Raw genomic sequence first — 26,934 nt, forward strand, 5'->3', positions numbered from 1 at the left:
CATCGTCCGAGATACTTATATTTCCAGCATGCGGTTTACCCTTCTGTCTGTAGCAATCCTTGCGGCCTTCGCGTTTTCTGCGGAGCCCGTCCCAAGCGATTCGCTCTCCGCAAGCGACTCCGCCGTTGTAACACCCGCATTCGACGGCATTCCCTGGAACCACTCGTCTTTTCCCCGTGAAAGACTACTCCGCAGGACATCCATCGACCCGGCCCTGAGCGCCGCATTTTCGTACTCCGTGAGTTTCATGGGCGGGTCCTATGGCTCGTTCGCGCAACAGAGCTATCTAGCGCACCTCGCATACGAATTCGACCCCAGCCTGCACCTCTACGCCGATTTCGGACTCTGGATGCCGCTCTATGCGAACTTCCGCGCAGGAGCACCCATACCCAAGGAAGACATCAAGCAGGGGAAAGTTGAATTCATCCTGCCCGCGATTGCCCTGGAATACAAACCGACAGACAATTCCTACATCAGGCTCATGTTCGTAAACGAGAACGACGCAATCAAGGCTTACGGACCATTCCGTTATCCCTCGTGCTACTGGAGAAATTCTATTTTTTGCCGTTGATGAAGAACAGCGCCGTAGCCATAGCCCTCCTGCTTGCGACATTTTTTCTCTCCGCCTGTGAAGAAGAGAAGGTTGTCGTCAAGGAGAAGCGCACCTACAAGGGCGACATTGAGGTGTTGAACAGTTGCGGAGAACCAGGGGCTGCAGCCAAAATGCGAACTTTCTTACGCGAAAATGGATTCGACGTGGTGAGCTTCGGGAACGACATGTTGCAGAACTACGAGGAAACCATCCTTGTGCTCCGGAATCCGGAATGGGAAGGCGCAAAAGCTCTGGCCCAGACGCTCCAGACAAAAAACGTTCTTACCATCGTAAGCAAGCGTGCCTATGTCGACGCAGCCGTTTATATAGGAAAAGATTTTCATAAAATCATAGAACCCGAACAGGGAGAAACAGATGACAACGAATAAGCAAGAACTTCCAGAGTCCGTAAAAATCGGTGCCAGCATTTTATTTGAGCTGCGCGCCCAGAACGTGCAGCTGATTGACCTGCGCGGCATCAAGGATGTCACGGATTATTTCCTCGTGGCAACCTGCGAAAGCGAAGCCCAGATGCAAGCGATTCTGAACGAGCTCCGCAAGGAATTCAAGGCGAACAAGCTCCCGTCCGTGGGCGTGGAATACAAGGAAGGCGTGCGCTGGGCAGTGTTCGATGCGGGCCTCGACCTGATGGTCCACCTGTTCGAAGAAGAAAAGCGTAACGAGATTTCGCTAGACCGTCTCTATGCCGACGGCAAGATTGTGGAACTCGATGAAAATGACTTTGTAAAGACAACCGACAAGAAGGCCGACGACAATGAACTCGTTTGAGCAAGAAATCGCAGAAGCGCTCGCCGCCACCGGCTCCTTCGAGAAGGAAGCCGCACTCAAGCTTATCTCCGTGCCGCCTGACACCAGCCACGGAAACTTCACCATCCCCTGCTTTTCACTCGCGAAGGTGATGCGCAAGGCCCCGAAGATGATTGCGGAAGATTTGGCCGCACAGGTGAAACTCCCCGCAGGCCTTTCGAAGGTGGAAGCCGTGAACGGCTACCTGAACTTCTTCATCGACCGCGGATTCCTCGCAAAATCTACTCTCGAAGAAATCGCTGCGAAGGGCCTGGAATACGGTCACGCCGCACCCAACGGGAAGGTCGTCTGCATCGACTTCAGCTCCCCGAACATCGGTAAGGAACTTGCCTTCCACCATCTGCGCTCCACGATGATTGGAAACTCGCTTTCCCGCATCTACAAGGCAGCCGGCTACAAGGTGGAACGCATCAACCACCTCGGTGACTGGGGAACCGCATTCGGCAAGCTTATCGTGATGTACCTGCGCGAAAACCGTCCCACCGACGACGCCACGCTCGATAGCCTCACCGTGAAGGAGCTCAACATCCTTTACGCCGCATTCTCCAAGGCATCTAAGGAAGAGCCGGGTCTCGAAGACGAAGCACGCGCCGCATTCACTAAGCTCGAACAGGGCGACGAATTCTACCGCAAGCTCTGGACAGCCTTCCGCGCCGCAACGCTGAAGGAACTTATGCGCATCTACGACATGATGGGCGTGGGCTTTGACCACTACACTGGCGAATCCTTCTTCGAAGACAAGATTCCCGCCATTCTCGACGAACTCCGCGAAAAGAACCTGATGGTCAAGAGCCAGGATTTGGACGTGGTGATGCTCGACGAATTCGACCTGAACCCTTGCCTTATCCGCAAGAGCGACGGTTCTACCTTGTACGCAACCCGCGACCTCGCCGCCGCTTGCTACCGCAAGAAGGAATACAACTTCGACAAATGCCTTTACGTGGTGGACCTCGGACAGGCGCTCCACTTCAAGCAGGTGTTCCACGTTTTGAAGAAGATGGGACGCGAATGGTACAAGGACATGTACCACATTCCGTTCGGCGTGATTCTGCAACTGGTGGACGGCAAGTGGGAAAAAGGCAAGACCCGCACGGGTACCGCAAGCCTGTTGCGCGATGTGATTGAAGCCGCCCAGAAGAAGATTCTCGAATTCATTGACGAGAAGAATCCGGGCCTCGAGAATAAGGAACTGATTGCCCGCCAGATCGGCATTAGCGCCCTTACCTTCAACGACCTCAAGAACAGCCGCCTGAAGGATGTGCGCTTTGACTGGGACGCCGTGATGAGCTTCGAAGGCGATACGGGTCCGTATGTGCAGAACGCCCACGTGCGCCTATGCAGCATCATGCGCAAGGCCGGCATTGAACGCGCGGACCTCGCCGCCGCAATCAAGGACGTGAACTTCGCCGAACTCAGCGACGATGCGGCCTACAGCCTCATCAACATCCTGTCGAAGAAGGGCAAGAAGATTCTGGATGCTGTCGCCGGTGACGAACCGAGCGTGCTCGCCCAGTACGCCTTGGAAATCGCAGAAGCCGCCCACAAGTTCATCCACGAAGACCGCGTGCTTGGCTCCGCCGAAGAAAAGTCCCGCCTGTTCCTGGTTCAGGCAACACAGATTGTGCTCGAGAACGTGCTCGACCTGCTGGGACTCTTCCCGATCCGCCAGATGTAAAAAAAAACGCAAGCCCTTCGGGCTTGTGTTTTTTTCAATTGAGAATTGATGATTGAGAATTGATAATTATCAATTATACATTATCAATCATCAATCAATTTCCGTTGATGCAGCGAACGGAGTAGGCGTTGTTCTTTGCGTTGTTCGGCACGAGCTGTCGCACCATCTGATCGCTCATGCGGCCCATGGACCAGAGCCAGATGGTTTCGTTCCTGCCGTTTTGTGCGGACCAGAATCCGGCATACTCGCCCATTTCCTCGTAGCGGACCATGGTCTTGCCAAGCACCTTGCGGTAGCCCGAAGAATAGACGGAGAAGCCGTATTCGTCCGTGCCACCACCACCGTGCCAGCCAGTAGTAGCCTTCATCTTCTCGGCGAACTTGCCACATTTGTCTACACCTTCGTAGCACTTGGTAAGCCCAACGAGCATGTCCATCCATTCGCGGTCACGCGGCAAATGCCAGCCTTCAGGACAAGCCTTCCGGGCTCCTTCCAAATCGTAGAGACGACCGCTGCGCAAGCAATAGTTATCCTTGTCCTCGTAGCACCAGGAATGCCCTTCGACGTTGTAGTTCACGTTCTGGGCGAACCATTCACGGCCTTCCACCTTGATGGTGCGGTACACCTGGCCATCGCGCGGATCGGTAAAGGCGCTGGATACGCTGCGGATGTCGGCATGGTGCTGCTGTTCCGCCTTGCGGAATTCTGCAAGGCGTTCGCGCTTGTACTTTTCGCGGCCTTCAAGGTTTGCCGCCCAGTATTCCTGCGCCTTCGGGTTCGTGAACTTTATTCGCAAGTCCCCGACAGCGTAAGTGTCGTCGCCACAGGCGAGGTCCACGCCGGCGATATTCACAATCTGTTCTTCCTTGCCGAATGTCATGGGCTTGTTGAAGTACGAGATCCAAGCCTCTTTCGACATATTGCACTTGTTGTAGAAGTTTTCTTTCTCGATCTTTTCGGCCGGGACCGTCATGTTTCCCGAAACAGAAAAGGCGAATTTTCCGTCGTTTACCTTAAAGGATACCGGCTGGACTTCTTTATAGTGGGTGTACTTGCCCAGACGGATATTCCCTTCAATTTTTACCGAAGTGTAATCGCCTTCGCCCTCCGCATTGAAAATCGAATCCCACGTTTTCGGGGGAACAGCCTCGGAGAGAGTCCAGAGGCAAAGAGCGGATGCAATGATGACAAATCTCGATTTGGAACAGAACATTTCCTGCCTTCTTTGCTTATGTTGCACAACGTATTGAATGTTAGCTTTTTTTGCGGAATTCCTCAAGGCGCCCTTTTTACAATTAACTACATTTTACATATGGCTATGACCCGTTACATTTTGCAAATCCACTGCCCCGACCAAAAGGGGCTTATCGCCGGGACCACCCAGGTTCTCGCCAAAGCAGGCGCCAATATCATCGACCTGCAGCAGCATACGGCGAAAGATATCGAGACCTTTTTCCTCCGAGCCGTTTTTGAACTGGAAGCTGGCGACATCAGCGAAGTCAACAAGCACCTCGAAACGCTCGCCCCACACCTCCAGCTGAACTGGAAGCTGTTCGACACCTCCAAGACCGAACGCGTGGCCATTTTCGTTTCGAAGACGGACCACTGCCTCTACGACCTCTTGCTCAAGAGACGCGACGGAGACCTCCCCTGCGAATTCAGCTGCATCGTCGGGAACCACCCCGACTTAGGTCCCGTGGGCGGCACTTTCGGAGTCCCGTTCTACTACGTGCCGTCGAACCCAGACAAGAGCATTCCCGAGAACCGTTTCCGCGAAATCATCGAGGAGACGAAGACCGACACCATCGTGCTCGCCCGCTACATGCAGATTCTGAGCGAGGCTTTTACCGAGGAATTCAAGTACAGGATTATCAACATCCACCACGGGTTCCTCCCCGCATTCAAGGGGGCAAAGCCCTACCACCAGGCATGGCACAAGGGCGTGAAGATTATCGGCGCCACGGCGCATTTCGCCACCGAAGACTTGGACCAGGGGCCCATCATCTGCCAGGATATCCAGCGCGTGCCCGAAACGGCAAGCATCGACGAACTGGTGGAACTTGGAAAGGACATCGAGAAGCGGACGCTTTCTGCCGCCCTCAAACTCTGGCTTGAACACCGCGTTTTCGTCTACGCCGGAAGAACCTTTATCCTGTAGGAGTTAACATGAACGAAGAAAACCTGAACGAGAACAAGGAAACCACCGAGGCTCCCGCAGTCGAAGCCGCCGAAGCCACGAACGCTGCCCCCGCAACAAACGATACGACAGCTGCCGAAGCAGCCCCGGAAGAAGCAGCCCAACAGGAAACCGTCGCCGAAGCCCCGAAGCCGGAAAGCGAGGAACCGCAGATTATCATCCAGAAGGAACGCGGGTTCGCGCACTACGTGGGATTCGCCCTCCTCTGCGTGCTGTGCATCGCCTTCTTCTTCATCCCGGGCATTGCCCTTACCTTCGGCGTGAGCAGGCTCGTCCCCCTGCCGGGAGCAGCAGCCTGGATATTCAGCGCCATCCTGAGCTTTGTCCTCTGGCTCATCTTCAAGCTCAAGATCAAGGGATTCAAGAAGTCTTTCTACTTCTACATCGGGCTCTGCGTGGTGGTGTTCGCCATCCTCATCGCCATCGAAGTCCTGACCGAGAAGGTCGCCGTATTCTCCAGCATTGCAGCCCTCCTCCTGGGCGGTGCCGCATAAGGATTTTCCTATGAACATCAAAGACCAGTTTGTCCATTTTCTCGTTGAAGCGGGCGCGCTCAAGTTCGGAAACTTCGTCACCAAGAGCGGCCGCGAAACCCCGTATTTCATCAACACCGGGGAGTTCCGCACCGGAGCTACACTTTCGAAGCTTGCCGAATACTACGCAAGCACCTACATGGTCCACTTCGACGGCAAGGCCCAGAACCTCTACGGCCCGGCCTACAAGGGAATTCCGCTCTGCGCCGCTACCGCGATGAAACTCAGCGACGTGTACGCCCAGAACCTCACCTTCACCTACAACCGCAAGGAGGCGAAGGACCACGGCGAAGGCGGCATGCTCGTCGGCTACAAGTACACCGAGAAGACGAACGTCGTGATTATCGAGGACGTGATTACCGCAGGCACCAGCGTGAACGAGACGATGCAGGCGCTCTCAAAAATCGAGAACGCGAATGTCATCGGGCTTCTCATTTCCGTCGACCGCAAGGAAAAGCTCGACAACGGCAAGTCCGCGCTCCAGACGGTGCAAGACGAATACGGAATCGAGGCCCACTCCATCGTGAACATCAACGATATCATCGCATTCCTCGAAAGCGAAGAGAACCGCAAGGCGATCAACGCCCCCGAAGGAATCCTCGAAAAGGTTTACGCCTACCGCGAAAAGTGGGGCGCCAACTAGGGCCAGCCTTCCATTGAGGGAGTGACGTGTTTAGGAAGCTTGCCACACTGTGCATCGCCGTGTGCGCCCTTGTCGGGTGCGGCCCGTCGTACCATTGGAGCAAGTCGCATCCGCTATACAAGCAGCCCCCCTACAGCGCGCTTTCCATCAGCGGCACGCAGAACGCATTCGTGCTGACGCGGTCCAAGTGGTTCGCCAAGAAACTGGAAATCGCTCCCGAGAGTGCGCAGGTGCAGGTGACATCGTTCTGCGAACGCGCCTTCCTCGATGAAATGCGCAGGGCATACCCGGCGCTCAAGGACGTTCCCGACGCGACCATAAACGCATTCCCCGAAGAGAGCCAGAAGCTCGACGACCGTATCTTCATCAAGGGACACTTCCCGGAACAGGGCATCGCCGTCAAGAATGCCGACGGTTCGACCCCGGCCCTTGTACTCATCATCCACGAGTTCATCATCGGAACCGACCTGAAGCGCGAACTCTACTACGACTACGACCTCATCCACAAGGAAAACGAGGAGAAACCGACCTCCAAGAACCTGAGCGCCATATTCTCGTACACGCTCTGGGACAACGAAAGGCAGCGTCCGCTGTTTAGCGCCGTTGAAGAAATCCAGCAGCCCATCGTAAAGCTCTCGATGGACGACATGAAATCACTCATCGCCACCGCAGCACGCAAGATTCGCATAAGCCTCTACGAGGGGGTGCAGAAATGAAGCGGGCCATGGCATTCATCCTAGCACTCCTTGCCCTCGCCGCCACGAGCCTCGCGAAGGACGTGTACTTCAACAAGCACCCGGTGCTGTGGGAAAACGCGGACATCCTCATCTGGACTCCCGATGCGCAGAGCCCTGTCGACCCCCGTGAACTCTGCCTCTCGCTCAAGCGCAACAACTCCGGCGCAGGCGAACCCAAGTGCAGGCTTTTCGGGGAATGGGAACGAGACTCCGTCGCCATGCACTACGCTCGATGGTTGCAGAAGAACATGGATCCCGCCCTCGACGAGGAATACCTGCACATCCGCCACCCCGCCCTCATGGCCAAGGTGCAAAGTCTTGAAGACAATATCGTGCTCTACCTGGCCGAAAGCGGGGACAACATCAACGTCGCCATTTTCGACGAGACTTCGACAAACCCGAAAGTCGCGGGGTCGATTGCCAAGAAAACAGACAAGGTAGCACTCGCCGACAAAATCGCAAGCACATTCTTTTCGGGAAAGACCAAACGAAGGCTCTCGAAGGAAGAGCGCCAAAAATTGCAGGACGAGCCCGACGACCTTTACCAGGAAGTTCCCAAGTTCCGGGCCTGGGCCGGAGTAGCGTTCGGATATTCGCAGGCACATATTCCGCTTACGCCCTACACCTGGTACAAGAGCCACGTCGAAAGCGAAGTGCGCAACTACCGCATCACGAAGGATTCGGTAAGCCTCTGGAATTTTATCGATGATTCCGACCCGTTGCTCAACGCCTATCTCGGCGGCATCTGGTACGGGTTCATCGGCCTCGAACTCCAGTACCGTTTCGCAAAGCACAGGGTAAAGACCGATGACGACGACCCCGTCTACGACGAGCTCGACCACTGGGACTTTTACCAGCACGAAATCGGCCTCAACGCGCTGTTCTCCAGGACATACAACATCAAGAGCTGGCTCGACATCAGCCTCCTCCTGATACTCGGATTCCAGTACAGCTTCTTTGTCGAGGACATCGCGCTCAACGACGACGTGAAGGAACCCTCGCGCGCCTACAAGGTCCGTATCCGCTTCGAGGAAGCCTACAAGGGAGGCGTCATCGGCGGAGCGGCCCAGTTCATTTTCAAGAAGCACTATGGCTTAGGAATCCGCACCGGGATTTCGACACGCGGACGCGACATGTACGTGGATCCGACCCCCGAAGCGGCGGCGGCGCCCACGATTATCGGAGGCTCCACCATCGACTGGTTCGTCGGCCTCGGACTCGAATACCACTGGAGCCTGTAACGATACAAACTTCGGCGAACATAGTTCGCCTCGCGCATACGCACGCGCAAGCGGTGAACGTCCCATGTAGAATTTTTCTATCTTTGTGCCCACTATGAGCGAAGAAATACAAGAAGAAAAGAAAGAAGAAGTAAATCCGTTCCTTACGCCGGTCAATATCATCGAGCCCAAGAACAAGCTCCCCGACTACACATTCGACATGCTTCCCGACGAACAGAAAAAAGTTCTGGCGAAGCACGGCTGGACGCAGCTCATGCCCGTCCAAAAGAAGACCATCCCCTACATGCTTGCCGCCCGCGACATGCTGGTGCAGTCCAAGACCGGTTCGGGCAAGACCGGCGCCTACGTGCTCCCGCTCCTGCAGGTCATCGTCCGCGACCACATCTACCCGCAGGCGCTGATCCTCGTACCCACCCGCGAACTCTGCATCCAGGTAGAAGACGAAATCGAGAAACTCTCCGAAGGCACGGGCATCCGCTCGGTCGCCATTTTCGGCGGTGTCAGCTACGAACCGCAGCTGAAAGCTCTCAGGAACGGGGTCCACATCATCGTCGCGACTCCGGGACGCCTCATGGACCACGTGCAGCGCGGCAACGTCGATTTCCTCGACATCCGCGACCTGATTCTCGATGAAGCGGACGAAATGCTCTCGATGGGATTCTACCCCGACATGCAGAAGATTCGCCGCTACCTGCCCAAGGCAATCTCGTGCACGATGTTCAGTGCGACGATTCCGCAGACGGTGAAGAGCCTCGCCCGCGAATTCCAGCGTCCGAGTGCCGAATTTCTCTCGCTCAGCTACGACAAAGTCATCGCGAACAACCTCGAGCACTACTGGTACCCCTGCGACGTGATGGACAAGGATTCCATGACCATCAAGGTGCTCGAATACTACAATCCCGACAGTTGCATGATTTTCTGCAACAAGAAGAGCGACGTAAGCTACCTCGAACAGGTGCTTTCGGGCTATGGATTCAAGGTGGGGGCTCTCAGCGGCGACGTGGCACAGGCCATGCGCGAGAAGACGCTCAACGCTTTCCGCGAAAAGAAGCTCCGCATCCTCATCTGCACCGACGTTGCCGCCCGCGGCATCGACGTGGACCACGTGACCCACGTGATTGTCTACGACCACCCGGCCGACCACGAAGTGTACGTGCACCGTAGCGGGCGCACCGCCCGTGCGGGCAGGAGTGGCCTCTGCATCTCGCTCATCACGCCTGTCGAAGAAATCGAAATCCGGCAGACCGCGGCGGACTTCGGCATCAACTTCATCAAGAAAGAAATCCCGTCCAACGAAGACATTGCAAGGCGCGTCAGCGACCGCGCGCGCACCTCGCTGGAACAGGAACGCAGGCACTTCGGCGGCCAGAAGGCGACCGAACGCATCAGCCGCATGCTCCCGCTCGTGAAAGATTTGGCAAACGGCCCCGTCGAAGACCAGATGCTTCTAGCCTACCTCGTCGACCGCTACATTTGGAAAAATTAAGTTAGACTGGTTTTAGGTAAGCAAAATGGCAAAGATAAAGGTAAAATCCGCAAAGGAAATCGAACTCATCCGTGATGCCGGAGCGCTCGCCGCCGAGACGCTCATCCGCGCAGGCGAAATGTGCAAGCCGGGAGTCTCGACACTCGAAATTGACGAATTCATCGGCGACTACACGCGCGCCCACAAGGGCATCTCCGCCTGCATGGGCTACCACGGCTACCCGCGTTACGCCTGCATCAGCATCAACGAGGTCGTGTGCCACGGCATTCCGCGTGCCGACACCATTCTCAAGGATGGCGACATCGTGAACATCGACATCACGACTATCCTTTCGGGCTACCACGGAGACACATCTGCCATGTTCTGCGTCGGCAAGGTTTCTAGCCTCGCGCAGGAACTGGTCGATACCGCAAAGTTCTGCATGGAAGAAGGCATCCGCGCCGCCGGAGAACCGTGCGCCCGCTTCTCGGATATCGGATGCGCCATCCAGGACATCGCCGACGAACACGGATTCAGCGTAGTGGAAGACTACTGCGGACACGGCATCGGCCGCGGGTTCCACGAGGAACCGACCGTGCTCCACTTCCGCAACTCCGAACGCACCCCCTTCATCGAGATCGGCAACGTGTTCACCGTGGAGCCGATGATCAACGTCGGACGCCCGGGCACCAAGACGCTCAAGGATGGTTGGACTGCCGTGACCCGAGACGGAAGCCTCAGCGCCCAGTGGGAACACACCATCGTCAAGACGAAGAACGGAATCGAGATTCTCACTCTGCCCCGCTAAGGCAGGACTCCGGGAGTAAAGCGCGATGTCGTTTCTAGGGAACCTCCGGGACAGGGCGGTCGAATCTATCATCCGCAAGAACGAGACGGTTCTCCGCTTCGGCGAAATCCAGGAAGTTTCCATCGACTCCGAAGCGAGGATTGCCGAGGTCCGCATTATATTGCGTGGCGAAACCGAGCCCACGATGTTCCGCGGCTACTACGGCTTTGACGACGGCGACAAGGGCACCGAGCTCACCGTCGACAAGATCACCTGCGAAAGGACATGGATAAACGAAGCGCTCAGGATGGCGATGGACGGGCGCACGCTGCGATTCGCGATTGCCGACTACAGCGGTGACAAACTCGCGGGTATCGCCGGCGGAATTGCGAAAATCCTGTTCTAGTTCTTTTTCTTTGTATCTTTAAGCAATTCAGTGAGGTTCCCGCGCGTAGGGGCCCTGAGATAAACTGAAATGAAGAAATTCGTTCCCAGGCCTTCTGTATTCGTTCCACCCAATTCAATTCCGAACACATTCAGCCATTCAAAAAAGCCCGACATCCTAGTACTCGGCCAACGGGGTTCAAAGACGTACATGTAGCGGGCACCAAACGTATATTCCGTCCCCAAGGAGACCTCGAAGAATATGTTCGGAGCAAAATTCGCACCGGGGAGATCTTCATCAAGATTTTTGTCGTCCGTCGAGGACAACGTGTAGACTCCGATTCCTGCTCCCGCTCCAATTGTGAGGAAGCGGGCGAATTCCAGTCCAAGGAACAAATCAATATATCCATATAAGCCATCAATACTAGCTGTATCGGAATAGCCAGAGCATCGACCATAATAATCATCCCAGTAATCACAGCCGCCATTCATATTATCATAGAACGTCAGAACTTCTTCATCTTCAACGCCATCCTCGCGAAGAGCTTCGAGTCCAAATCCCATCAAGCCCTGAATAATGAATCTAACGGGTCCCTCGCTGTCCGAAGAAGAAACCACTTCATTGATGGAATAAGAACTTGAACTTTCGGAGCGCCTACGCGAGGAACTGCTATAGAACCCGGACTGATTGAATGTATATTCGCTGGAACTGGAATATTCATAACTGTCGTAAGATTCCTCTTCCTCGGGAATTTCGTAGACCCATTCCGTTTCCGCATGCGCCTGGATTGCATAGGGGAATCCCGCCTGTTCATCGCCCACCGTAACGGTAGCGCAGACAGAGACATCCTCGTCAAAGGGCGTCATCCCGGCCTTCTTGCCGTTGACATACACAGGCACCCTCTGGGGAGAGTCTCCCTGACGGGCGCGAATCGACACATGCCCATTCTTGGGAACAAGTTTCTTATCGAACCGGAATTCCTGACCTCGGGCTATATTTACATTAAAGAGCACATCCTCGTAGCACGCGTGTTTCAGTTCGACGCGATACCATCCCGGCGAAAGCGTATTTTCCAGACTTCCGTCTTCGTTATCAACTTGTACCGAGAGTCCATCCGCGCTCCCTAGACGATCGGGAAATTTCGGGTCAATGACAAGCGTTCCAAAATTCGGTTTCATCCGCACACCGAGACTAGTAGTATTGCCATTCACGTTCACGAGCGTATCAAGGTCGAAGTAACGGTCCAGCACAAATGTAAACTTATGATTTCCTTCAGTAAGTTCCACATTGCAGGGCGTACTCTGGCAGTTCGACTGCGGACGACCATCCACGCTTAGCAACGCACCCACAGGATTTGAGGAGACTTCTATCAGCCGTTTTTTTATTCTGGACGACGACCAGTGACTTCCCATCGACACGCTTGTGAATCCGCCATGACCACCGCCGTCTTTTTCCGCGTTTACCGTAATGGCTCCCGGAATGGTCCCGAACAGCATCGCCGAGCGGCTCTCGATTTCGGAGAGGAGTTCATCCACGGAAGAATTCCGGCTCGTATAGCTGGAAAGCATCCTGCCGCTCGCCGTCTCGTAGAGTTCGACCGTGAGGGTCAAGTCCGAACCGAACTGCCCCACGCGGGCCTGCGCCACGTAGTCCGCCGCGATATTCTTGCCCGTCTGCACGAGACATCCGCCTTCGCATTCCTCCAGCGACTTGTCGGGCGGCAAAAATGCGAGGATGTTTTCACGCGTCATGACGACAAAGTCCTTATACGAGGGCAGGACTTCCACCGCCTGGGACCGGAGCTTGTCCGTCAGGAACACCTTCTCGGCCCTGGACACGGAACTTCCCATGGTGACCGTCTCGAGAACCGCCACGAATACGTTTTTCGCAAGAGACGGCACAGCGAGAACCGCGACCACGGAAACCAGGAATATGATAGAACGGAACAGTCTCATTTCGCAACCAAAAAATAAACATTTTTTTACCTAAATGCAATCTTCGGCAATACCGACACGCTGTCAAGGGACATTTACCAAACATCCCCTGCCACCCCCCGCAGGATTTATTAAAATAGTCTCATCATTACAGGAGTCCCGAATGACCGAAGAAACCGAGAATACCAAGAAAAAGCTCAAGGAAAAGGCGACCAACATCCTTTTCGACCTCATCACGAATATTCCCGACTCCCTGTACGCCGAAAACCGGGAACCGGAAAAGAGGGCGAACCAGCTTATCCAGCAGGCGGCGTTCAAGGCGGCCACCATAAGCGCCACGCTCTCTATCCCTGCAGGAATCACGGGCATCCTCACCGCCATCCCGGACATCGCCGCCATCTGGCGCATCCAGGCGCAGCTCGTCGCCGACATCGCGGCAAGCTACGGCAAGCTCGCCCTACTAAGCCGCGAGGCCATGGTCTGGTGCCTGTTCCGCCATAGCGCGGCCCAGCTCATCCGCGACATCGCCGTGCGCACCGGCAGCCGCATCGTGGTACAGAAGCTCTCCACCACCGCGCTCAAGGCGCTCATCCAGAAAATCGGCATCAAGATTTCCTCGAAGTTCCTGAGCAAGTCGCTGCTCCGCGCCATTCCGGTCGTGGGGGCAGTGGGCAACGGAGCCTACACCTACTACGACACGTTCGAAGTCGGCAAGACGGCAACGGCCTACTTCAAGGCGCTCGCCGACCAGGACGGCAAGGCTGTGACCGACGCCGAGATCGTAGACGCGGAAGGCGCCGGACCTAGCAACAAAGAAGATTCCAGCTCCGAAGCGAAGTGAACGACTCCACGCATAAGCATTTGGCAGTCCGCACCGTCTACGGGCTCCTGTCAGCAATTCTCCTCGCCCTATTCGCCCTATCTGTCTGTGGCGAGACCATCCCGGTTAACGAAGGCGCGGGATTCGACGGGGAATTCTACCGCGAGGTCTTCCGCAACTTTTCCGCAGATTTCTTCGCCACCGGCTATGACAGCTTCCGCATCCAGCGCATCTTCCCGTTCTGCCTGATGAACGTTGTCTACAATCTGGCCGGCATTCCGCTCGACAATGCGCACATGATGGCCGGGATGTACGTGCTCCATTTTGTAAACCTCGCCCTCCAGCTCCTGCTGTTCTTCAAGCTGGCACGGTTGCAGGGATGGAAACCCGCCACAACGGTCGTCCTCTTTTCGCTATTCTTCTTCAATTACGCAACCCTGAAAAACTGCGGCTACGTTCCGTTCCAGACGGACGCCTTCGCCGTGACTGTCGCGCTCGCCTCCTACTACGCGATCCTCAAGGGCAGGGAGGCCTCGGGATTCGCGCTCTCGCTCCTCGGGCTTGTCACCTGGCCCACCCTCACCTACGTGATGACGCTGCTTCTTTTGTTCCCGCTCCGACCAGGCGTGAGCAAGTCCGCAGGCGCGCTCCCGGAACTTTTCGAAAAACCGGTTCCCAAGTTTTTCCTGGTTCTCCCGTTTGTCTACGGGCTTGCCGCCGGGACTCTCGTCATCCTGTTCCATGTCATGCACAAGCAGGAAATCCTCGACAACCTCCTGATGGGAAACTTCGGCACCGGGCACATCATCTTCTGCCTTATTGCATTCTCGGGCTGCGCCTGGGTTATCGCCTTGCTCCGAAAAGTCCCCGGCATTCCCTATTCCGCAGTGGATTTCGCCCGGTCTTTCCGCCCCAGGGTCTTCATCGGCATCGTGCTCTGCATCGCAGCCGTATCCCTGCTCCTCCGCATGCACACGAACAACGACTACTTCTTCGACGGCAAGGTGTTCCTGCTCCAGGTCCTCATCCGTCCCTTAAAGTACCCCCTCGTCACCCTGGCGGGGCACGTCGTCTACTGGGGTGCCCTTCCCGCCTTCCTGGTCTTGTTCGCGAGGGATTTCGTAAAGGTTTCCACAGCAAGGTCGCCCGGGCATACGCTAGTGCTTCTCGCCTTCCTCTTTTTTGCCCTCGACAGCGAATCGAGGCACATCGCTCCGTTCCTGCCGCTCCTGCTGGTGCCGCTGGGCCATGCCCTCGACAAGGCGGACCCTGCACCCAAATTTGCCATTTTCACCGTTATTTTGCAGCTTGTGCTTTCGCATTTTTACATTCCCATCAACGTGGATGGTTTTTCCGAGAGCCTCGAGGCGGGCAAATTCCTCACCCCGGAAGCACAGCGCCATTTCATGAATTACGGCCCCTGGATGACCGGAAGCAGCTATCGGGACTGGATTGCGGTTGCCATAGCCGCCCTTATCGGCACAAACGAAGTTTTCAAGCGCTCCAAACGCCCCCAAAGCGGCAAATAGCCCTTGAATACCCCCCGAAATTTTCTATCTTTGGGCGCAAACTTCAAAACATCAACTCCATTTGTGGAATAAAAAATGAAAAACATCCAAAATCACAGAAACATCGGTATTTCTGCCCACATCGACTCGGGCAAGACTACCCTTACCGAACGCATCCTCTACTTCACAAAGCGTATCCACGCTATCCACGAAGTTCGTGGTAAAGACGGCGTCGGCGCCACGATGGACTCCATGGAACTTGAACGCGAACGCGGCATCACGATTCAGTCTGCCGCCACGTTTGCAAACTGGACCCACACCAAGAGCGGTGAACAGGACTCCATCAACATCATCGATACCCCGGGGCACGTGGACTTCACGATCGAAGTGGAACGTTCCCTCCGCGTGCTCGACGGTGCTATCCTCGTGCTCACCGGCGTCGAAGGCGTCCAGTCCCAGTCTATTACCGTTGACCGCCAGATGAAGCGCTACCATGTGCCGCGCGTGGTGTTCGTCAACAAGTGCGACCGCTCCGGTGCAAACCCGCTCCGCGTTGCCGAAATGCTCAAGGAAAAGCTCAACCACAAGCCCTGCGTGATGCAGATTCCTATCGGTCTCGAAGACCAACTGAAGGGCGTGGTCGACCTCGTCGAAATGAAGGCCTACTACTTCGAAGGCGCCAACGGCGACGACATGATCGAAAAGGAAATCCCGGCCGAACTCGTCGACCAGGCCAACGAATACCGCACCAGGCTCGTTGACTGCTGCGCCGACTACTCTGACGAAATCATGGAAAAGGCCATGGAAGGCCAGTACGGCGTCGACGAAATCGACAAGGCCCTCATCAAGAAGACCATCCGCGAAGCCACCATCCGCCTCGACATCACTCCGGTGTTCATGGGTTCCGCCCACAAGAACATTGGCGTGCAGAAGCTCCTCGACGGTGTCATCGACTACCTCCCGTGCCCGACCGACGTTGAAAACAAGGCCCTCGACCTCGACAACAACGAAGCCGAAGTCATCCTCAAGAGCGAAGACAACGCACCGCTCGTCTGCTACGCGTTCAAGCTCGTGAACGACCGCTACGGCCAGCTCACCTACGTCCGCGTGTACCAGGGTACCCTCAAGAAGGGCGACATGATCACCAACATGGCCACCACCAAGAAGGTGTCCGTGGGCCGTCTCGTGCGTATGCACGCCGACGAAATGGTGGACATCACCGAAGCCGGTGCCGGCGACATCGTTGCCCTGTTCGGTATCGACTGCGCTTCCGGTACGACCTTCACCGACGGCAAGAACCACTACAACATGACTTCCATGCACGTGCCGAACCCCGTGATCGAGCTCGTGATTGAAGCCAAGAACCGTGACGACCTCGACAACATGTCGAAGGCCCTCAACCGCTTCACCAAGGAAGACCCGACGTTCCAGGTCGAAGTCAACAAGGAATCCGGCGAAACCATCATCAAGGGCATGGGCGAACTTCACCTCGACGTGTACATCGAACGTATGCGCCGCGAATACAAGGTGGACGTGCAGACCGGTGCCCCGCAGGTGGCCTACCGCGAAACCATCACCCGCGAAGCCAAGTTCGAATACACCCACAAGAAGCAGACCGGTGGTTCGGGTCAGTTCGCCAAGATGTCCGGCGTGATGCGCCCGATGCCTGTCGAAGGCGACTCCGACAAGGTCTACAACTTCGTGAACTCCGTCGTCGGCGGCCGTATTCCCAAGGAATACATCCCGTCTTGCGACAAGGGTTTCCAGAGCTGCATGGAAGCCGGTTCCCTCATCGGGTTCCCGGTCGTGGGTATCGAAATGGAAGTCCAGGATGGTGCGTTCCACCCGGTCGACTCCTCTGACATGGCGTTCCAGATTTGTGCCCGTATGGCTTTCCGCGAAGCTTTCGCCAAGGCCGGCGCCCAGATCCTCGAACCGATCATGAAGGTCGAAATCGCCACCCCGACCGAGTTCCAGGGCAACGTCGTCGGTAACGTCTCCCAGCGCCGCGGTTCCATCACCGGAACGAGCGAAGAAATGGGCACGACGACTATCACCGCCGAAGTCCCGCTTTCCGAAATGTTCGGTTACGCCACCGACCTCCGCTCCATGACTCAGGGTAAGGCCGAGTTCACCATGGAATTCGCGAAGTACGCTCCGGTGCCGAAGAACATCCAGGAAGAGCTCATCAAGAAGTACGGCGACAAGGCCAAGGCTCGCGCCTAAGCCCAAGCGACTTCAAGCAAGATTCAAGGTCCGGTGGCTCATGCCCCGGACCTTCTTGCATATTGCGGGAAGGGATAAAACAAAATCACCCGGCCATGAAGGCCGAGTGACTTTGGAATAGAAAGTGTACACCCAATGAGTCCTACCCCGCGGTTCGATCCGGCATCCCTTCTCCAGAACCAGGACTGACTGGAAGTACACCCTCAATATACTTCGCATCCTCCGGACGTGAACAAAATTTTTCACAAAGCACCATTCCCGTAAGGAACATTCCAATGTGGAATAGGGTTCCCGGCATGATTTCAGACAAAGTCTTTGCTATTTTATGCAAAAGGGAAAAAGGAGAAAATCATGCCAAAAAGAGCATTATCGGCCTTGACAATCGGGCTAACGATTGCCATCTGCATCGTAGCCTTCACGGCCTGCGGCTGTACCGACACCTGCGACGGGGTCTACCATCCGATATACAAGCTTGCCGACTGCCAGAAATCCACCAAAGTATTCAAGAAGGGAAACACTGTTCATTACGAGCATTCCGAAGGGTTCGAATTTGACCTGACCGTGAGCCAGGATTCTACCTTCATGGAGGACTGGAGCGATTTCTGCGTGGTGGCAAAGGAAGAGGACCGCTCTGTACTCCTCACGTCCACCTACCCCATCATGAGCGTCGAAGTCAACTTCTATGGCGGCATTAACGTCAGCGAGGAAGAAAACAAGAACAATCTTGTCATAAGCCACACCATGCCGATGCACATAAGCCACAAAAACACGGGCTTCTTTGTCGAACTTGATTCCACCGGAACTCCGGAAGAAAAGGGCATCGAGGGGACGGTCAGATTGCTCGATACAATCACTTTCAACGGAGTCACTTACGACAGCGTTTTCGCCATCATGGACATGGCTCACTACGACGCTCTCAACTACCATAAACAAATCGAAAGCGACACCGCTTTTCTCTACTTTTCCAAGACTGCGGGAATCCTGAGGCTCGAAACCACCGACGGGGCTTCTTTCACCATCAAGGAAAGGGGCGACAATGAATAAGTTTTCGACAGCAACGGCGCTAGTCGCACTCACCTTGACGCTCACTTCGTGCGGGATGTTCGACGTAGACGATCCGTATGTCGGCGGCGATTTCGCAAAACTGGTGCAGAAGGAACAGGAATGGGGCGATACAGTCAAGGTCATCGACAATTGGGGCATTGAGGATTCCTACAGAGAACGCATCTACAGCCACAAGCCCGAGTATTTTGAATTCGAGGCACATGGTTTCCTCAACGAAATTACCATCGGCGTGAGGGTTGAATGCGACGAAAACGGTGGCAAGATGACCGTTTCGTGTCTCAGGAATCTTCGCGACGTCAATTGGCCCTACGGCCCGGACATCGTATTCAAGGACCTCGACGGGAACAAGATGACAAACAGCGACGGCTATACCGTGCGTATGCTGGATTCGATGAAAGTCGGAAAGAGAACCTTCAAAGACGTTCTGGAATTCGACGCCACCGGCGCCGAAGAGAGCTCATGCAACTTCGACAAGTTCTATGTCGCCGCAAGCGACGGGCTTCTGCACATAGACCTGCAGGATTCGATTACTATCGAGCGGAAACCTTAGCCTGCTTCCATAGCTGCTGCAGGCCTTCCAGACCAAATTCGGGCAGGGCCTTCCCCTGCTCGCGGGCAAGGCGTTCCACCTCGCGGAATCGCTTCTCGAACTTCGCGTTTGCGCGGCGGAGTGCCACGTCGGCATTGAACCCGCTATGGCGCGCCACGTTCACGAGGCAGAACATGATATCGCCGAACTCGTCTTCCAGGCGGTCGGTGTTCGCGTTCTCCGGCGTGACCTTCTCCATCTCGGCACGGAATTCCGCAAATTCTTCCTGAGCCTTGTCGAACACGGGTGCGGCCTCTCCCCAATCGAATCCGACTTTCGCGACCCGGCGGATAATATCCTGGCTGCGAGCCAAGGTCGGCATGCTCTTGCTTACTTTGTCCATGATAGACTTTTCGGCATCCTTCTGGTGCAGCGTCTCCTGGGCCTTGATTTTTTCCCAGCGACGGCTCACTTCGGAAGCCGTATCCACCTGCGCATCGCCAAAAACGTGCGGATGCCTGCAAATCATCTTCTCGCAGATTCCCTGAACAACATCATCGATATTGAAGTCGCCACTCTCCTTCATGACCTGCGCATGGAAAACCACCTGCAGCAGCACGTCGCCCAGTTCCTCGCACATGTGAGCCTTGTCGCCTTCCATCGCGGCATCGATGAATTCACTGCTCTCTTCGACCAGGTAGGGCAAGAGCGTATGCGTGTCCTGGGCGCGGTCCCACGGGCAACCGTCTTCGGCACGGAGCTTCGACAGGATATCGACCAAATCTTCAAACTTGTACTTCATGGCCCAAAGATAGAAAGTCGCACGCACGCAGGTTCTCCCCCTTGTTTTTGACACTCGAATTCTGTATTTTTAGGCACGGGCAAACAACAACGCCCAAAGGGAAGCAATGAAAGACATCTACACCGTAAAGCCAGAAGAGTATCCGCTCTTGCTCGGGGAATCCATCTACAAGCCAAAACAGCTCTATGCCATGGGGACGCTCCCGCCGCCAGTTCACGCCCTCGACAGCGCGAAAGCTCGCAACGCAAACCTCCCCGTGGGAATCGCGATGGTCGGCACGCGAAGGCCGGGAAACAGCGCCCAGGAACTCTGCCGGAGGCTCGTGGGCGCACTATGCGGGACACAAGCCATCGTCGTCTCGGGACTCGCGCAGGGAATCGACAGTCTGTGTCACGAAGCCGCGCTCGATGCGGGAATCCCGACAATCGCCGTGCTCGCGCAGGGGCTCGGCACCAAAATCGAAGGCAGCCGCGGAAACCTTGCAAGGCGCATCCTCGAACACGGCGGCGCCATCGTCTCGGAATTCGACCCCGACATGCCTGCCTACAAGGGGAATTTCCCGGCAAGGAACCGCATCATCAGCGGCATGTCGCGAGCGACTGTCATCGTGCAGAGCAAGGCGAAGGGCGGAGCGCTCATCACCGCCGAATTCACCCGCAAGGAGGGAAAGCCGCTCTACGCCATCCCCGGCGACTTCGACAGCGAAGTGGCCGGGGGCACGAACGACTTGCTCGACCGGGAGCTTGCGAAACCAGTCTTTCGGCCCGAAAGTCTGGTTTCGGTTCTCGGACTCCCCCGGCGAGGAGGTCAGAGCATCACGGCCATCGAAAGTGCGGGCTGCACGCTCGGAAAAAATGCGAAAGCACTTTTCGCAAAAGTCAACGGCTACCGCAAAACATTTCCCGAGCTCCAGGCAGAATCGGGCTTTAATATCGGCGAACTTTTAGCTATATTGACAGAGCTCGAAATTGCGGGTCTCGCCCACACCGAAGACAACTTCATGTTCCACTTCAACGGATCGGCATAATGCACAAGAAAATCTACATCGCCATTGTGGTCGTCATTTTCTTTATCGCTATCGTTGTATCCCAGCTCCTGTTCAGCAAGGGGAACATTTTCGAGCAGCAGATGCTGATTCAACAAATCGAATTAAAGCAAAAGCAAATCGATTCGCTCAACACTGTCATCGAAGAGCGCAAGCTCATCATCGAGAGACTCCAGAACGACTCCCTCTACAAAGAAGAAATCCTCCGCACCCGTTACGGCATGAGCCGCAAGGACGAGAAGGTTTTTCAGATGGTCAAATAGCTACTCTTTCTTTTCGGCAGAAAGAGCCTTCACCGCTTCGGTCAGGCGGTCGATTGCCTGGATGAGTTCGTCCATCTTGGCATCGCTTACACCACCGGCAACGGCGGCAGGCGCATTTGCAACAGCGGCAGCGGCTTCGGCCGCAGGCTTCGGAGATTCCTTCACCGGGACCTTGCCGAGCCAGATATCCGGCCAGCGGTCGTTGCCGCTGTGATAGGTAATGCGGGTCGCAGTTTCCACCGGTTCACCGATCTTCCAGATGTAGAGCTCGTAGTCGAACAGGTCGTGGTCGTGGCCCTTGTCGGTCGCACCCCACACAAGCCACTTGCCATCGGGCGAGAGGCGTGGGAAGTATTCGTGGCTGCGGCGGCCGGGCAAGTCCATCAGCTTCACGTTCTTCGGGATGCCGAAGAAGCCGACCTTCTCAATCTGCTTGCCGTCCTTGGCAGAAAACCACAGGATTTCGCTCGGGGCTGCAGTACCGCCATTACCCGTGGGATTCACTCGGTAGAGCTTGGAGCCGTCGAAGTTCCAGTCAATCTGGCAACCGTCGCCGGACTTGGTCCAGACATTCTTCGAGAGGTCCCACACGCCCGTCTCGCGCATGGAGCCGCGGAGCGTAATCGCCAAATGCTTGCCGTCGGGGCTCATGTTCGGTTCCTGCAGAATCACGCCGGACTTGTTGAAGGCCTTTTCGCCATCGAGCACGAGCGTTTCGGCCTTGCTCGCGAGGTCCATCGTAAAGACCTTCCCTGCGCGACTGAACACGATGGACTTGCCGTCGGGTCTCCAGGTGCCCCATGTAGCGTTGTCCACCACCTTGCGCGCGTTCTCGCCCGAGATATCGACCATCCACAGGTCCCACTTTTCGGGATAGTTCGCGTCGTTTTCAGGAACCCAGCCGCCCTTGCTGCGATTAAAAAGCACCGTCGAACCATCCGGAGAGATTCGCGGGAACCAGTCCACGTTGTCGCCACTCGTAAGCGCACGGGCATTGCTGCCGTCGGCATTCATAATCCAGATATCATGATGCGAATTCGCGCGACTCGTCGCCCAGACAATGGCCCCTTCGAGCTTGCCCTTGAGGGCAGAAAGTGCCTTCTGCTCGTCGGCAGTCGGATCAACAGCGGCACCCGTCGGAGCTCCCTGCTGGGCAAAAACAGAAGTCACGGCAAATGCCGCACAAGCGCAAATCTTCACAAACTTTTTCATGCCCTAAAAATACGAAAAAAAAGCGCCCGCCTATCCGGCAAGCGCGTTTTTGTCTTTGGAATCGATAGAATTCACAAGCCGGGTTCTACTCCAGGCGTATTTTTTTCAACTGCGTGCCTCCCGCAGTCTGGACGCGGAGCACATAGACACCCGCAGGAATCCCCTCGAGGCTCACCGCCATGCCGCCAGAAACATTCCCATTCCAGAGAGTTTTGACCGCGGTTCCCGTCACGCCGAACACATCCATACGCACGTGGCCCGCAGCGTTCACATGCAGGGTGCGACCCAGCTGGGAGATACCCACCGCGGCCGGCAGGCGAGCCGCATGGATAGCGACGCTTCCATCGGAACTGGAACTCAAATCCGGCACACTGCTGGAACTTCCGGGCACGACTGCGCTACTGGAACTCTGCGGCGGCGGGTTCGAGCCCGCCGTCATGAGGTTTGGCATGTTGCCCGAAACCAAGAGCCCGTTCAAGAGCTTGAGCGACTGGTTAAAGTAATTCTCGTCACCGAGCGCCACGGCCTCCTTCCAGTATTCATCAAGCTTGGACTGGTACTTGGCATCCGAGATGAGAGAGGTCATCAGGGAAGTCACGAACGTACTGTTGTGGTCGTTGCCGAGACTTCCCGAAGAGCGAACCACAGGCCCCTTCATGTTCGATGCGGAAATCGTCGACACGAACTCCGCCATCTTCTTGTCGATGGCGAGCGCACGCTGATCGCCATGCCAGCAAACGGCCTTAGCGTTACGCCACGGGGCGCGCGATGCATCGTAGCTGTAGTAGTCATCCTCGCTCTTGCCGTTCTTGTCGGTCCAGTCATCCACCAGGCCCGTCTTGACTTCGTTAGAGCTTGACTCGTACAGTTTCATGTTCGCATCGTAGGCGGTCTTGCTCCAGAACTCGGAGTTTTCCGTATCGATGGCAGCAAAAAGCGGCATGTAGGCCGGATCGAAGTAACCCGGGTTCTTGCGGTTAAAACCGGCATCACCCCAGGAGTCTCCAGGCAGATGCAAGCCATTCGATTCGAACTCCGACTTTTTCATGGCCTGGATAAGCGTCTTCGCAGCGGTCAAATACTTTTCATCGCCAAACTGGTAGTAGGCCATCACGAGAGCAGCGGCGGCATCGATATCGCCATCGAGAGCAGCGCCCTTGTCCCAGACTTCGCTCAATTTGCCGATTTTCCAATGCATAAGACCATTGCCATCGTCAAATTTCTTATAGAAATTCCAAAGCTTGTCGAACTGGCTCTGGTAACTCGTGGTGTTGTCGCTGAAATAGACCATCAGGAGCATGCCGTAACCGACACCTTCCGAGAAATACTGATCAGAACCCGGATCGGAACGTACACCGGCAATATCGCCCTGTTCGTTGTACATATCCTTCATCCAAGCAGCGAACTGGCTTTTCAACTGTTCCGAGGCGGCAGCCTTGTCGCTCAGGAGAGTCGCGTTTCCACCGTAATCGGACATTTGCGGGAACGGGAAGTTTACCGCCGCCTGCGAAAGTCCAAAAGCCATAAGGCCCGCGAGGCCCATTTTTACCAAACAATTCATAAACACTCCTTGTGCCCACAGGGCATTAACTACTCTCTAAAAAATAACTTAATATCGACAAATCCAAAACTAATTAAAAGCTACGCGTGTGGACAAAGTGCGACCCGTCACGGAAAAAAGGATGACACGATACACTTTGTAGCGTTTTTCCGATTATTTGAGCGTTTCCAGTATGGAATCGAGACGGGCAGTCAGCTGCATCGCCCCCTCTGCGCTCAGGTGGTCCATGTTATAGGCCATATTTTCCGTATAGTCGTGGTCCCCCATTTTATTTTCGTCCATCCAGATGAGCCCCATCCCTTTTACACGGCTCAAAATGGAATCCGCGATGGAACGCTTGGGGCCATAGACACCATACGAGCCCGTTTCCCTATAGCCAGGATTTTGTGGCGCGATAAAGCATATAATGTTCAAATTTCTCTCCCGCGCCATCTTGATAATTTCTTCAAACAGCGAAAAATCGTATTTGTAGTTTTCATCCAAAGTCGAAAGGGCCGTCGTATCGCGGAATACGTCTATACCGTACCACCCCATGGTCGGCAACAGGAAGTCTTCCAAGTTGTAGGGATGCTGCAATACGGATTCTGGCTTGGGGCACTCCGAGACCAGGCTCAGGAACCCTTCCGGCACGCCGTCTTTCCAGAAAGAATGATCCTCGTCATACTTGAATCCCGGAACGCCGTCTATAATCGGGCCCCATGATGTCGACCGGTCGTACCACAACAGGTCCGGAGACATTTCAATCACCAGCGTCTTGAGGTTGGGAACGTGCTGCAATATGTAATTCTTGAAGAGGTAGTGCATGCCCCTCATGTCGCCTGCGGAATAGGCCATGTTCAAGAAGTTTTCCGATTTCACATTCTTCTCGTACATGCCGAACATCATCCTCGAACTTCCAAGGCCTACAACGGTCACCTCCTCGCGACGATACCAGAACCTCTCCATTTTCACGCGAAGTTCCAACGCGTTGTACCACACGCCTTCATCGTAATACACTCCAGCGCTATCGGCATTCAGCGTCAGATTCGGCCGTGCAGAAGCCTTGGCGTCCACCCAAAAATTCGGATGCCAAAGTTCATCGCCTTCGGCGATTTCCACGACACTTTCGTCTTTCAGATACACAAGGGCAATCTTCGAATGGGCCCCCTCCAGATTGGAAAGAGTCACAACGGCGAAATTTTCCCCGCCCAAAGACCATTCGCTATGGTCGAACGAATAACCCGCAGGGGCTGCCACAGCCTGCAGCAGTTTGCCCGTGCTGTCGGAGACAAGCAGGCGTTCGTGCATGCCGTATTTTTTTCCGACAAAGTCGACTCCCGGTCCCTTTCCGAAATCAAGGAACAAAGTGCGCTTAGAACCATCCCTCGCAAGCGACGCGTTACACGCCTGCGCGCTATCGTACCAGACGGTATCGCGGGCATGCGCCATCACCGTTGAACCAGAATCCGCCACATGGGCGCGCAAAAGCCTTGCACCCGAAACCGCAATAGAATTGTCTTCGCTGATGCCGCCGTGGTAGGCGCCGTCGAACAGTTTCTCGGGCGTTCCGAACTTGCCGCCCGCAAATTTCACCTGCCAAGTCGAAGCCGCCTTGAATGCGGAGGCATCCTTGTTGTTGCCCGCGTCGGTCACGTAAACGATTACCGTATCGCCGTTTTCGAGCACGCGCCAGCGCGGAATGGCGGCAGATTCCACATTGAGTTTCACGAGATTCGAGCCATTCGCATTCAAGTCGCGCACATACAGGGACGACTTGCCCGCCACTCCCTCAAGGCCCGTGCAGAAAGCCACCCTTTTTCCGTCAGGCGAAATTTCGGGATGATACGCTCCTATCGTATCCGCAATCTCCACCACCGATAAGCTGCCGCTGGTGTAATCGATAAAAGCAATGTTGCCCGAAACGTCGTTCCGGAAGGCGAGTTTCATCTTGCGGGTTCCCGTCCGCGACTGCAAAAACGAAGAACTTGCCATCGGGGCAATCCGACTCGAATTCGCCATTCCGTCTCCGCCCATCCACACAGGGTTGACAATGACGCCAAACGCCAGGCGGAACCCGACATATTCGGCACGGGTAGACGAGACGACCGTGTAGACATCACCGCGGCCATAAAGAGAAATGGAGGAAGCGTCGTTGCGGTAGCTTCCGCCTTTCAAGACGCGCTGTCCCAGGGCGCCCCCATCTGGAGCTCCGGCATAATTCAAAATAGTCGTATCGCGGAAGATTCCAAACCAGTCGTTCACCCATTCCATGGCGTTACCGAACATGTCGCAAAATTCATTCGCGGCGGCCTTTTCACAAACCGGATGCAGTTTGTAACCGGAATTACCTGCAGTCCACGCCTTTTCCACATTGCTGTTGCGGGACGCCACAAAGACCCATTCCGCCTCCGTAGGCAAACGGTAGCCCAAAATATCGGCATGATCCGAGAACCCTTCCATTTTCACGCAATGGCGCTGTTCGTCAAACGAGGCCATGCTATAGCTATAAACCGTATCGAAACCTTCCGCCTTGCTGCGCTCATTGGCAAACAGGACGGCATCGTAATAGGAAACATTCGTTGCCGGGAGAGCGCCATCTTCGCAATCCAGCGAAAGGCCCGTCGCAGATTCCATCAGCCCGTTGAACTCTCCGCACGTCACTTCGCTCCGGGACATCGAGAAGTCATATTCGAAACCCACCATCATTTCCGGGCGTTCGTTGATATTTGCCGAAGTCTTGTTCGTCCCGAGAGCCACCAACGATTCGCCCGTATGGACACGGATCATGCCGGCAAGGGAATCCTTTTCGAACTCCTTCGTCGAAGGACGACCCGAATCCCCGCCAACGGAGTTGGAGCAGGAGAAAAAGAACAGGGAGAGCAGCAAAAGTAGCGCTTTATACAGCAT

25 protein-coding genes are annotated in these 26,934 nt (G+C 55.4%); 19 read left to right on the forward strand and 6 right to left on the reverse strand.

Going from position 1 to position 26,934, the window contains the following annotated elements; all coding sequences use genetic code 11:
* The first annotated feature begins 28 nt into the window (after window positions 1-28).
* Genes B4A77_RS09635 through argS form a run of 4 tightly spaced genes read left to right on the forward strand, consistent with a single transcriptional unit; the run spans window position 29 to window position 3,095 of the window.
* Window positions 29-571 (forward strand): hypothetical protein, encoded by a 543-nt coding sequence (locus tag B4A77_RS09635; RefSeq protein ID WP_290740257.1) that lies wholly within the window; start codon window positions 29-31, stop codon window positions 569-571.
* A complete protein-coding gene (locus tag B4A77_RS09640; RefSeq protein WP_290730802.1) occupies window positions 571-981 on the forward strand; it encodes a LytR C-terminal domain-containing protein in 411 nt (136 codons plus the stop codon). The genes B4A77_RS09635 and B4A77_RS09640 overlap by 1 nt, the downstream gene beginning before the upstream one ends.
* Window positions 968-1,381, forward strand: a complete 414-nt coding sequence (gene rsfS / locus B4A77_RS09645) for a ribosome silencing factor (protein WP_173380901.1) — start codon at window positions 968-970, stop codon at window positions 1,379-1,381. The genes B4A77_RS09640 and rsfS overlap by 14 nt, the downstream gene beginning before the upstream one ends.
* Complete coding sequence (argS, locus tag B4A77_RS09650) at window positions 1,368-3,095, forward strand: arginine--tRNA ligase (protein WP_290724293.1); 1,728 nt, start codon at window positions 1,368-1,370, stop codon at window positions 3,093-3,095. Before rsfS ends, argS begins: the two co-directional genes overlap by 14 nt.
* Window positions 3,096-3,189: 94 nt before the next feature.
* On the opposite strand, the gene B4A77_RS09655 is transcribed toward argS, so the two are convergent.
* Window positions 3,190-4,308 carry a fibrobacter succinogenes major paralogous domain-containing protein gene (locus B4A77_RS09655; protein WP_173380899.1) on the reverse strand — a complete coding sequence of 373 codons (1,119 nt, stop codon included), beginning with the start codon at window positions 4,306-4,308 and terminating at the stop codon, window positions 3,190-3,192.
* Between the two features lie 99 nt (window positions 4,309-4,407).
* Here B4A77_RS09655 and purU point away from each other — a divergent pair, with 99 nt between their 5' ends.
* The 8 genes from purU (at window position 4,408) to B4A77_RS09695 (ending at window position 11,104) form a co-directional block, all read left to right on the forward strand.
* Window positions 4,408-5,253, forward strand: coding sequence for a formyltetrahydrofolate deformylase (gene purU, locus B4A77_RS09660; protein ID WP_173365942.1), 846 nt, complete (start codon window positions 4,408-4,410; stop codon window positions 5,251-5,253).
* Window positions 5,254-5,261: 8 nt separating this feature from the next.
* Window positions 5,262-5,786 (forward strand): hypothetical protein, encoded by a 525-nt coding sequence (locus tag B4A77_RS09665; RefSeq protein ID WP_173380898.1) that lies wholly within the window; start codon window positions 5,262-5,264, stop codon window positions 5,784-5,786.
* A gap of 10 nt (window positions 5,787-5,796) precedes the next feature.
* Window positions 5,797-6,468, forward strand: coding sequence for an orotate phosphoribosyltransferase (gene pyrE / locus B4A77_RS09670; RefSeq protein ID WP_173365944.1), 672 nt, complete (start codon window positions 5,797-5,799; stop codon window positions 6,466-6,468).
* A 26-nt stretch (window positions 6,469-6,494) separates the two neighbouring features.
* Window positions 6,495-7,184: a hypothetical protein gene (locus B4A77_RS09675; protein WP_290724300.1), complete on the forward strand. Its 690-nt coding sequence runs from the start codon at window positions 6,495-6,497 to the stop codon at window positions 7,182-7,184.
* A gap of 8 nt (window positions 7,185-7,192) precedes the next feature.
* Window positions 7,193-8,446: a hypothetical protein gene (locus B4A77_RS09680; RefSeq protein WP_290740259.1), complete on the forward strand. Its 1,254-nt coding sequence runs from the start codon at window positions 7,193-7,195 to the stop codon at window positions 8,444-8,446.
* Window positions 8,447-8,540: 94 nt separating this feature from the next.
* Window positions 8,541-9,932, forward strand: a complete 1,392-nt coding sequence (locus B4A77_RS09685; protein WP_173380894.1) for a DEAD/DEAH box helicase — start codon at window positions 8,541-8,543, stop codon at window positions 9,930-9,932.
* A 25-nt stretch (window positions 9,933-9,957) separates the two neighbouring features.
* Window positions 9,958-10,719, forward strand: a complete 762-nt coding sequence (map, locus tag B4A77_RS09690) for a type I methionyl aminopeptidase (protein ID WP_290740261.1) — start codon at window positions 9,958-9,960, stop codon at window positions 10,717-10,719.
* Between the two features lie 25 nt (window positions 10,720-10,744).
* Window positions 10,745-11,104, forward strand: coding sequence for a hypothetical protein (locus tag B4A77_RS09695; protein WP_290740265.1), 360 nt, complete (start codon window positions 10,745-10,747; stop codon window positions 11,102-11,104).
* On the opposite strand, the gene B4A77_RS09700 is transcribed toward B4A77_RS09695, so the two are convergent.
* A complete protein-coding gene (locus B4A77_RS09700) occupies window positions 11,101-13,038 on the reverse strand; it encodes a PEGA domain-containing protein (RefSeq protein ID WP_290740268.1) in 1,938 nt (645 codons plus the stop codon). The two genes, B4A77_RS09695 and B4A77_RS09700, sit on opposite strands and share 4 nt — an antisense overlap.
* Before the next feature lie 142 nt (window positions 13,039-13,180).
* Between B4A77_RS09700 and B4A77_RS09705 the strand changes: the two genes are divergently transcribed.
* From B4A77_RS09705 to B4A77_RS09725, 5 genes are all read left to right on the forward strand, one after another.
* Window positions 13,181-13,858, forward strand: coding sequence for an EcsC family protein (locus tag B4A77_RS09705; RefSeq protein WP_173380890.1), 678 nt, complete (start codon window positions 13,181-13,183; stop codon window positions 13,856-13,858).
* Window positions 13,855-15,366 carry a hypothetical protein gene (locus tag B4A77_RS09710; RefSeq protein WP_290740272.1) on the forward strand — a complete coding sequence of 504 codons (1,512 nt, stop codon included), beginning with the start codon at window positions 13,855-13,857 and terminating at the stop codon, window positions 15,364-15,366. Before B4A77_RS09705 ends, B4A77_RS09710 begins: the two co-directional genes overlap by 4 nt.
* A 75-nt stretch (window positions 15,367-15,441) precedes the next feature.
* Window positions 15,442-17,571 carry an elongation factor G gene (gene fusA, locus B4A77_RS09715; protein ID WP_290724310.1) on the forward strand — a complete coding sequence of 710 codons (2,130 nt, stop codon included), beginning with the start codon at window positions 15,442-15,444 and terminating at the stop codon, window positions 17,569-17,571.
* Between the two features lie 351 nt (window positions 17,572-17,922).
* Window positions 17,923-18,615 carry a hypothetical protein gene (locus B4A77_RS09720; RefSeq protein WP_290730825.1) on the forward strand — a complete coding sequence of 231 codons (693 nt, stop codon included), beginning with the start codon at window positions 17,923-17,925 and terminating at the stop codon, window positions 18,613-18,615.
* Complete coding sequence (locus B4A77_RS09725; protein WP_290740276.1) at window positions 18,608-19,186, forward strand: hypothetical protein; 579 nt, start codon at window positions 18,608-18,610, stop codon at window positions 19,184-19,186. The genes B4A77_RS09720 and B4A77_RS09725 overlap by 8 nt, the downstream gene beginning before the upstream one ends.
* On the opposite strand, the gene mazG is transcribed toward B4A77_RS09725, so the two are convergent.
* Window positions 19,167-19,967, reverse strand: coding sequence for a nucleoside triphosphate pyrophosphohydrolase (gene mazG, locus B4A77_RS09730; protein WP_290740279.1), 801 nt, complete (start codon window positions 19,965-19,967; stop codon window positions 19,167-19,169). The two genes, B4A77_RS09725 and mazG, sit on opposite strands and share 20 nt — an antisense overlap.
* A 106-nt stretch (window positions 19,968-20,073) precedes the next feature.
* Between mazG and B4A77_RS09735 the strand changes: the two genes are divergently transcribed.
* Together B4A77_RS09735 and B4A77_RS09740 are read left to right on the forward strand one after the other, a co-directional pair.
* Window positions 20,074-20,994, forward strand: a complete 921-nt coding sequence (locus B4A77_RS09735) for a DNA-processing protein DprA (RefSeq protein ID WP_290740282.1) — start codon at window positions 20,074-20,076, stop codon at window positions 20,992-20,994.
* Window positions 20,994-21,275: an FtsB family cell division protein gene (locus B4A77_RS09740; RefSeq protein WP_173365959.1), complete on the forward strand. Its 282-nt coding sequence runs from the start codon at window positions 20,994-20,996 to the stop codon at window positions 21,273-21,275. Before B4A77_RS09735 ends, B4A77_RS09740 begins: the two co-directional genes overlap by 1 nt.
* Here the strand turns inward: B4A77_RS09740 and B4A77_RS09745 are convergent, their stop codons facing one another.
* From B4A77_RS09745 to B4A77_RS09755, 3 genes are all read right to left on the reverse strand, one after another.
* On the reverse strand, window positions 21,276-22,487 hold the full coding sequence (locus B4A77_RS09745) for a PD40 domain-containing protein (protein WP_173381575.1): 1,212 nt from the start codon (window positions 22,485-22,487) through the stop codon (window positions 21,276-21,278). It abuts the gene before it with no gap.
* Window positions 22,488-22,572: 85 nt separating this feature from the next.
* On the reverse strand, window positions 22,573-24,048 hold the full coding sequence (locus tag B4A77_RS09750; protein ID WP_290740286.1) for a glycosyl hydrolase family 8: 1,476 nt from the start codon (window positions 24,046-24,048) through the stop codon (window positions 22,573-22,575).
* Window positions 24,049-24,201: 153 nt separating this feature from the next.
* On the reverse strand, window positions 24,202-26,934 hold the full coding sequence (locus tag B4A77_RS09755; protein ID WP_290740290.1) for a TIGR02171 family lipoprotein: 2,733 nt from the start codon (window positions 26,932-26,934) through the stop codon (window positions 24,202-24,204).

The sequence above is a fragment of the Fibrobacter sp. UBA3718 genome (assembly GCF_002371935.1).
GTDB lineage: Bacteria > Fibrobacterota > Fibrobacteria > Fibrobacterales > Fibrobacteraceae > Fibrobacter.